This window comes from Alcanivorax sp. UBA3183, from assembly GCF_002364155.1.
GTDB classification, from domain to species: Bacteria; Pseudomonadota; Gammaproteobacteria; order Pseudomonadales; family Alcanivoracaceae; genus Alcanivorax; species Alcanivorax jadensis.
In genome coordinates this window covers 109,004-114,697 of record NZ_DEXN01000047.1, presented here as the reverse complement: position 1 = coordinate 114,697, position 5,694 = coordinate 109,004, and the positions used below count along the sequence as shown (strand labels likewise).

General features: G+C 60.1%; 8 protein-coding genes. All 8 read right to left on the bottom strand.

All coding sequences use genetic code 11. The features are described from left to right. Positions 1-24: 24 nt before the first annotated feature. A complete protein-coding gene (locus B3Q33_RS15070) occupies positions 25-744 on the bottom strand; it encodes a ZIP family metal transporter (RefSeq protein ID WP_272962202.1) in 720 nt (239 codons plus the stop codon). A gap of 115 nt (positions 745-859) precedes the next feature. Further along, on the bottom strand, positions 860-1,603 hold the full coding sequence (locus B3Q33_RS15065) for an energy transducer TonB (protein WP_272962203.1): 744 nt from the start codon (positions 1,601-1,603) through the stop codon (positions 860-862). After that, a complete protein-coding gene (locus B3Q33_RS15060; RefSeq protein ID WP_272962205.1) occupies positions 1,600-2,010 on the bottom strand; it encodes an ExbD/TolR family protein in 411 nt (136 codons plus the stop codon). The genes B3Q33_RS15065 and B3Q33_RS15060 overlap by 4 nt, the downstream gene beginning before the upstream one ends. Next, positions 2,010-2,390, bottom strand: a complete 381-nt coding sequence (locus tag B3Q33_RS15055) for an ExbD/TolR family protein (protein ID WP_035250138.1) — start codon at positions 2,388-2,390, stop codon at positions 2,010-2,012. Before B3Q33_RS15055 ends, B3Q33_RS15060 begins: the two co-directional genes overlap by 1 nt. Further along, positions 2,380-3,051 carry a MotA/TolQ/ExbB proton channel family protein gene (locus B3Q33_RS15050; protein ID WP_272962204.1) on the bottom strand — a complete coding sequence of 224 codons (672 nt, stop codon included), beginning with the start codon at positions 3,049-3,051 and terminating at the stop codon, positions 2,380-2,382. Before B3Q33_RS15050 ends, B3Q33_RS15055 begins: the two co-directional genes overlap by 11 nt. Positions 3,052-3,430: 379 nt before the next feature. Then, complete coding sequence (locus tag B3Q33_RS15045; RefSeq protein WP_035250135.1) at positions 3,431-3,868, bottom strand: copper resistance protein NlpE; 438 nt, start codon at positions 3,866-3,868, stop codon at positions 3,431-3,433. A gap of 331 nt (positions 3,869-4,199) precedes the next feature. After that, positions 4,200-4,865 carry a class I SAM-dependent methyltransferase gene (locus B3Q33_RS15040; protein WP_035250133.1) on the bottom strand — a complete coding sequence of 222 codons (666 nt, stop codon included), beginning with the start codon at positions 4,863-4,865 and terminating at the stop codon, positions 4,200-4,202. 8 nt (positions 4,866-4,873) lie between these two features. Further along, positions 4,874-5,542 carry a glutathione S-transferase family protein gene (locus tag B3Q33_RS15035; RefSeq protein ID WP_035250253.1) on the bottom strand — a complete coding sequence of 223 codons (669 nt, stop codon included), beginning with the start codon at positions 5,540-5,542 and terminating at the stop codon, positions 4,874-4,876. Between the last annotated feature and the right edge of the window lie 152 nt (positions 5,543-5,694).

The following is a 5,694-nucleotide window of genomic DNA, read 5'->3' as shown; positions in this document are numbered from 1 at the left end:
GCGGCGCTCCTACGGGGCTTCGTTTCAATGCACCAGAAGGTGCCCCACCAACCCCAACGCAAAACCAGCTACCGCTCCCTGGGCGGGAGCCCAGTGTTTTTTCAGAGGCACCTGTGGGGCGATGTCCTGGAACACCAGGTAGAGAATGCCGCCGCTGGCAAACAGCATGATACCGCCCAGAATCAGGGGATTGTTCACCAGTACCAGAAAGCCGAGGGCGGCGCTGGCCGGGCCGAGCAGGGCCAGGGTGGCGAACGCCAGGATGATTTTGGTGGAGGACAGGGTGTTGCCTTTGCTGTTGCGGATTTCCCGGTAGGCGTTAAAGCCTTCTGGCAGGTTCTGCATGCCGATCAGGAATGCCAGCAGGTAGGCCTGGCCGCCACCCACCGCCAGTGCTGCCCCCAGGGCGATGGCTTCAGGAACAAAGTCCAGCAGCATGGCCAGCAGCTGGGACATGGCGCCGCCATGGGCGGCCAGGGCCCGATCCACCACCATGAAGGCAATGCCGCCGCCCACAAACAGCAGGGTGGCGGACAAGGGGGTATGGTGCTGGGCGCCTTCCGGCACCAGCACCAGCGCTACCGCAGCCAGCAGGGCGCCGCCGCCGAAGGCGATAACCGTATGGCGGACTTCCTGCTCCAGCCAGCCCCGTGCGATGTGTTGTTTGACGCCGATAAGGGCGCCGGCGGCCATGCTCAGGCCAGCGGCCAGACTCAGCAATAAGGCGAGGGTCAGAGCGCTCATGGGGAGGGCATCCTTGTTGCAGGGATGGGACAGGCAAGTACCCGCCATACATTCAACCTGAGCCCATGTGGAAATTAGCGGGTCAGGTCGAACATAAAGACTGGCAGAGCAGGGATCAACTGTTGCTGAGGTCGTAATCCACCGGGGCGAGGATTTCCACCGGGATGCTGTCCAGATCCTTCGGTGGGGCATCAAAGCGCAAACGGGAGACAAGCTCCTGGGTCGCCCGATCCAGGATACGGCTGCCAGAGCTTTCTACCACTGCCACTTTTTCCGCCCGCCCGGCAGCGTTGATCCAGAACGACACTTTTACGGTGCCCTCCTGGCGACGCATGCGGGCGCGGTGCGGATACTGCTTGTTGTAGTCGATGGTGTCGCGCACCTTGGCCAGGTACTTGTTCAGGGCGTTTTCCGTGTCTCCGGATTGATGCACCCCTTCGCCCGGGTCTCCGGCCATGCCCTTGGCGCCCACTTGCTGCGTCTGGCTGGCAGCGGCCTGCTCACTCTCGGCGTCTTCCTGGGTGTCCTGTTCCTCTACGACGTCACTCTTGGCCACTACAGGCTCAGGCTCAGGCTCGGGTTCCGGTTTCGGCTCCGGTTTGGGTTTCGCCACCGGTTTCGGTTTTGGCTTTACCTTGGGCTTGGGTTTCGGCTCGGGTTTCGGGGCCGGTTCCGGTTTCGCCGGTGCGGGCGGCGCAGCAGGCTTTTCCGCTGGCGGCGCAGACAGGTTCACTACCATTTCGGTGACGCCGGGTTTGCTCGGGCGTCCGCCGGCCAGGGTCAGTGCACCTACGGTGACCAGTACGCTGGCATGAATCAGGGCAGAGGCGACCCAGGCAAACAGGGTACGGGATGTCATTGGTCACCCCCGTCGTTGCGGGTCACCAGGCGTACCTGTTCCACGCCCAGGCCTTGCAGGATTTCCAGACGCTCGCGCAGGGTGGTCATGGTGACACCGGCGTCCGCCAACAGGCGCACTTCCCCACCTTCCGGGCGTTCGCTCAGATAGTCTTGCAGTGTCGCTTCAGTGAGCGCGGTATCGTTGTCCTCGGCAAACCACTGACCATCCTGCTGCAACACCAGCAGTAGCTTGTCACGGGCTTCGGGGCCATTGGCGCTCTGGCTCAGTGGGGTATCCACGGACACGGAGGGGCTTTTGGCCAGCTGGCCGGCCAGCATGAAGAAGATCAACAGCAGAAACACCACATTGATCAGCGGTAACACCGGTTCCAGCGGCGGGCGACGGGAAGAGGTTTCCATGATCATCACGGCAACAGCTCCAGTTGTACATCCTTGACGCCGGCGGCCTTGATGGCGTCCACGGCGGCAAGGGCCTGCTGCAGGGTGGCATCGGCGCTGACCGTGACCCACACCTTGCTCTTCTGGGTGTCGAGTCGATCGGCTACCGCATCAGGGGTAAAGCTGACACCGTTCAGGTTCAGGTCACCGTCGGCTTCCACTTCGATAACCAGCCACTTGTCATCGGGTTTGTTGATGCTGTCTGCGGGCTGCACGTTGACGGGCAGGTCGTAGAACTGCCCGAAGCGGGTGGCCAGCATAAAGAACACCAACAGAATAAATACTACATCAATCAGTGGCGTCAGGCTTATGAAGGGTGTGCGGTGACGCTCCGGTTCAATATGCATGCGCCACCGATTGGTCGCGGTCCTCTTCCAGGGGTTCGGATTCCGCGTGGTTGTTGCGCAGGACTTTCAGTCGGGACAGACGGTCCTGCATCTTTTCCCGGCACAGCTCCAGACTGCGATCCGCCCAGTGGAAGGCGGCCAGGGTGGGAATGGCCACGGTCAGGCCGGCAGCGGTGGTCAGCAGGGCTTCCCAGATACCGCCAGAGAGGATGGAGGGGTCGACCTGGGAGCCGGCGGTTTCCAGGGCCTGGAAGGCGCCGATCATGCCGAATACGGTACCCAGCAGGCCGAGCAGGGGCGCTACGGCGCTGATCACTTCGAGGATGCGCAGGCCGCCGCGCAGGTTGTCCAGAGAGCTGCGAGCCAGGCGCAGGCTTTCTTCTTGCCAGGCGGCTTCTTCCAGCTTGCTGTTCTGCCAGCATTGCCATACCACCTGGTCGATGGGGCTGGTCAGTTTGCCGGGTTTGCCGGGCTGCTGACCCTTGGCCAGGGCGTCCAGCAGGCGGTCTGCCTGGCGAGCGCTGCCCGGGCGAACGCGGGCGAACTGCAGGATCTTGGAGATCAGGGTGGCCAGGGCAATCACGGACATGAAGGCGAGGACCCACATGGTGGCGCCACCGCTGACAAACCAGTCGGGCAGGTGCAGGGAAATCGGGGGCATGGAAACACTCCTGCTGCGGGCGAATCTATTGAAGGCCCGGTCATTAATACAAAAAGCGTGCGTAGAGTCTGGCACGCGGTTGTGGCATCTCGGTGACTGAGAAAGGAACCGGGAAACACAGACTTGTGGCCCTCAGCGCGAAGGCCCGAATTCGGTTCGCAATGATAGGTTCATAGGCGCCTTAATGCAAGTCATTCCTATTTGCAGTCTATTCACGGTAATGGCCTGACGTACCAGGGAATAGTGAGTTTTCGTTACTGGGGGTAAGGGTAATTAGCTGCTGGCAAGGGCATAGAGGGAGGTTTTGGGGCGGCAGAGTTGTAGTAGCCGTTTTGGGAGAATCATGAAATGCAGAGGGCGCCGAAGCGCCCTCACAGGCTTACTTGAGCAGCAAGCGATAGTTCATGTTGGATTCGATGCGATTACCGCTCTGATCCAGTTGCTCAATAGCGTTGACGGCATCCTTGATGTACTGGCGATCGGCATCCGGGTCGTCAGGATTGATCGTGTAGACGTCGTATTCCATGTTGCCTTGCAGACGCTTTTCGGACTCCCAGCTGCCTCGTTCGGAAGCGCTCAGCTCCACCTTGGATCCGCTCAGGTATTCTTCGCGCAGCTCAAAGCGGGAGGGATTGTCGTACTGATCCCGGTACAGCGTCAGAGTGGTGCGGATACCTGAGCAGTCTGCGCAGGGCAGCATGCCGCTGTAGGTGATTTTCTGGGCAGTAGGATTAATGGGTTCTTCCGGTTGCTGGCTCTGGCAGCCGGTAACGAGGATGGCACTGCCCAATACGGCGGCGGCGAGATAGGTTTTCATGTCGTTTACTCCCTGACAGCTCCTGTAAAGATACTGCTTAGAATAAATATTTTGTGTTTGGTTCGCCGTTTTAACAGTTTTTGATGATTCTATCGTGTGTTTGCGCGTTGTTCTGTAGACAGGAAGCTTTCCGCAGTAGTCACTGTGGAGAGACTGTGGCGGGCGTCGATGCGACGAAAAACCCACTGCATGATGGAAAGAAAGAAAACAAACACGATCAGGAAATAAAGAAGAATCATGTCTCATCCACCCTGTTTTTGTTGTGCGAACAGGCTAGGGCTGGATACGGGTTTCAACCAGCAACACTTTGTTATCAGTTGTTGGTTTACTGTTATCGGTGGCCGGCGACAGCGTGAAAGATCACCGATACCGGCAGCTTTTGTTGCGGGTCCAGAGGCTCTTCCAGGCTGACCTGGTAGCCCAGACGTTGAAACAGGGCGAGCCAGTTTTCCAGGTTACGAAAATACCAGGGTGGGGCTGCACCGAAATCGCTCCCGGAACTCGGCCAGCGGGTTTCCCGCCAGCCACTCCGGTAATCCCCGTCACAGGCCATCAACGGATGCAGGGTTTGCACCAGCAGCATCCCGCTGGGGGTCAGTCGTGTCTGCAGGGTGGCGAGCAACTGCTCCACGGATTGCTCGCCAAACAGGGAGAAATTGCAGACGGCCAGATCGAAGGACTCGGCGAGGTCGGTGTCCAGTTCGCTGAATGACAGGCAACGGTAATCCCCCTCCGGATGCTGCTGGCGGGCGCTGTCCACCAGGGAGGGGATGGCATCGATGCCGGTGGTGTGAATGCCCCGGGCAGCCAGGCGGCGGCAAAGCCAGCCTTCGCCGCAACCCACATCCAGAACCCGGCCTGCCTGCCGGGCGATGATGGCCCGTTCAATGGCCGGGTCGCTGGTGCGGCGGCTGGCAATGCCCTGTTCCTGTATCAGGCGTATCCAGGGCATGGCATTGTCATGCCAGCTGGCAAGGATGCGTTGTTCCGGTGTCATGGTGCCTGTTAACGCATGGGCGTCAGCGGGCCCGCCCGTTCCACGGCCCGCTGGTAGGCCGGGCGCGCCTCCATCTGTTGCAGAAAACGCTGGATGGCGGGTAGTTGACTCAGGTCTGCGCGGGCGGAGGCCGCCTGCAGTGGGAAGCTCATGATGATATCCGCTGCGCTGGGGGTGTCACCGGTAAACCAGCTGTGGGTGCCCAGGTGTGCTTCGATAACGGCAAGCTGGTTTTCCAGTTGCGGGTCGATGAAGGTGCCGATGACCTTGCCGCTGATGCCCTTGGCAACCGGGCGGGCGATAAAGGGCATGGGTGATTTGGGAATCCGGCTGAATACCAGCTTCATCACCAGCAGGGGCATCAGCGAGCCTTCTGCGTAGTGTAGCCAGTAGCGTTCCTGCACCCAGCGTGGGTCGTCGGCGCTGATTTTCCAGCTGTCGTTGCCGTATCGCTGTATCAGATATTCGATGATGGCGCCGGACTCAGGCACGGTGATGTCACCGTCGGTGATTACCGGGGATTTACCCAGTGGGTGCACTTGTTTGAGTTCCGGCGGAGCCAGCATGGTTTTGCTGTCGCGGGCGTAGTGGCGAATCTCGTAGTCCAGCCCCAGTTCTTCGAGTAGCCAGACGATACGCAGGGAGCGGGAATTTTCCAGGTGGTGAAGGGTAATCATGGGCTGCCTCGCAAATACGATGTTGCCGGGCAGCATAGCAGACTTGGTGTGACAGGAATGCCTGACGCCAGGGGGTCGACACAGGGCAAAGACAGCAGGAAGTAAGCTTGACGGCAAAAGACGCCTTGACACTGATTTGCGTCAGGCGTCAG

Coding starts and splice junctions, on each gene's coding strand:
- B3Q33_RS15065 (WP_272962203.1), bottom strand. CDS start 1,603: ATGACATCCCGTACCCTGTTTGCCTGGGTCGCCTCTGCCCTGATTCAT.
- B3Q33_RS15035 (WP_035250253.1), bottom strand. CDS start 5,542: ATGATTACCCTTCACCACCTGGAAAATTCCCGCTCCCTGCGTATCGTC.
- B3Q33_RS15040 (WP_035250133.1), bottom strand. CDS start 4,865: ATGACACCGGAACAACGCATCCTTGCCAGCTGGCATGACAATGCCATG.
- B3Q33_RS15050 (WP_272962204.1), bottom strand. CDS start 3,051: ATGCCCCCGATTTCCCTGCACCTGCCCGACTGGTTTGTCAGCGGTGGC.
- B3Q33_RS15055 (WP_035250138.1), bottom strand. CDS start 2,390: ATGCATATTGAACCGGAGCGTCACCGCACACCCTTCATAAGCCTGACG.
- B3Q33_RS15060 (WP_272962205.1), bottom strand. CDS start 2,010: ATGATCATGGAAACCTCTTCCCGTCGCCCGCCGCTGGAACCGGTGTTA.
- B3Q33_RS15070 (WP_272962202.1), bottom strand. CDS start 744: ATGAGCGCTCTGACCCTCGCCTTATTGCTGAGTCTGGCCGCTGGCCTG.
- B3Q33_RS15045 (WP_035250135.1), bottom strand. CDS start 3,868: ATGAAAACCTATCTCGCCGCCGCCGTATTGGGCAGTGCCATCCTCGTT.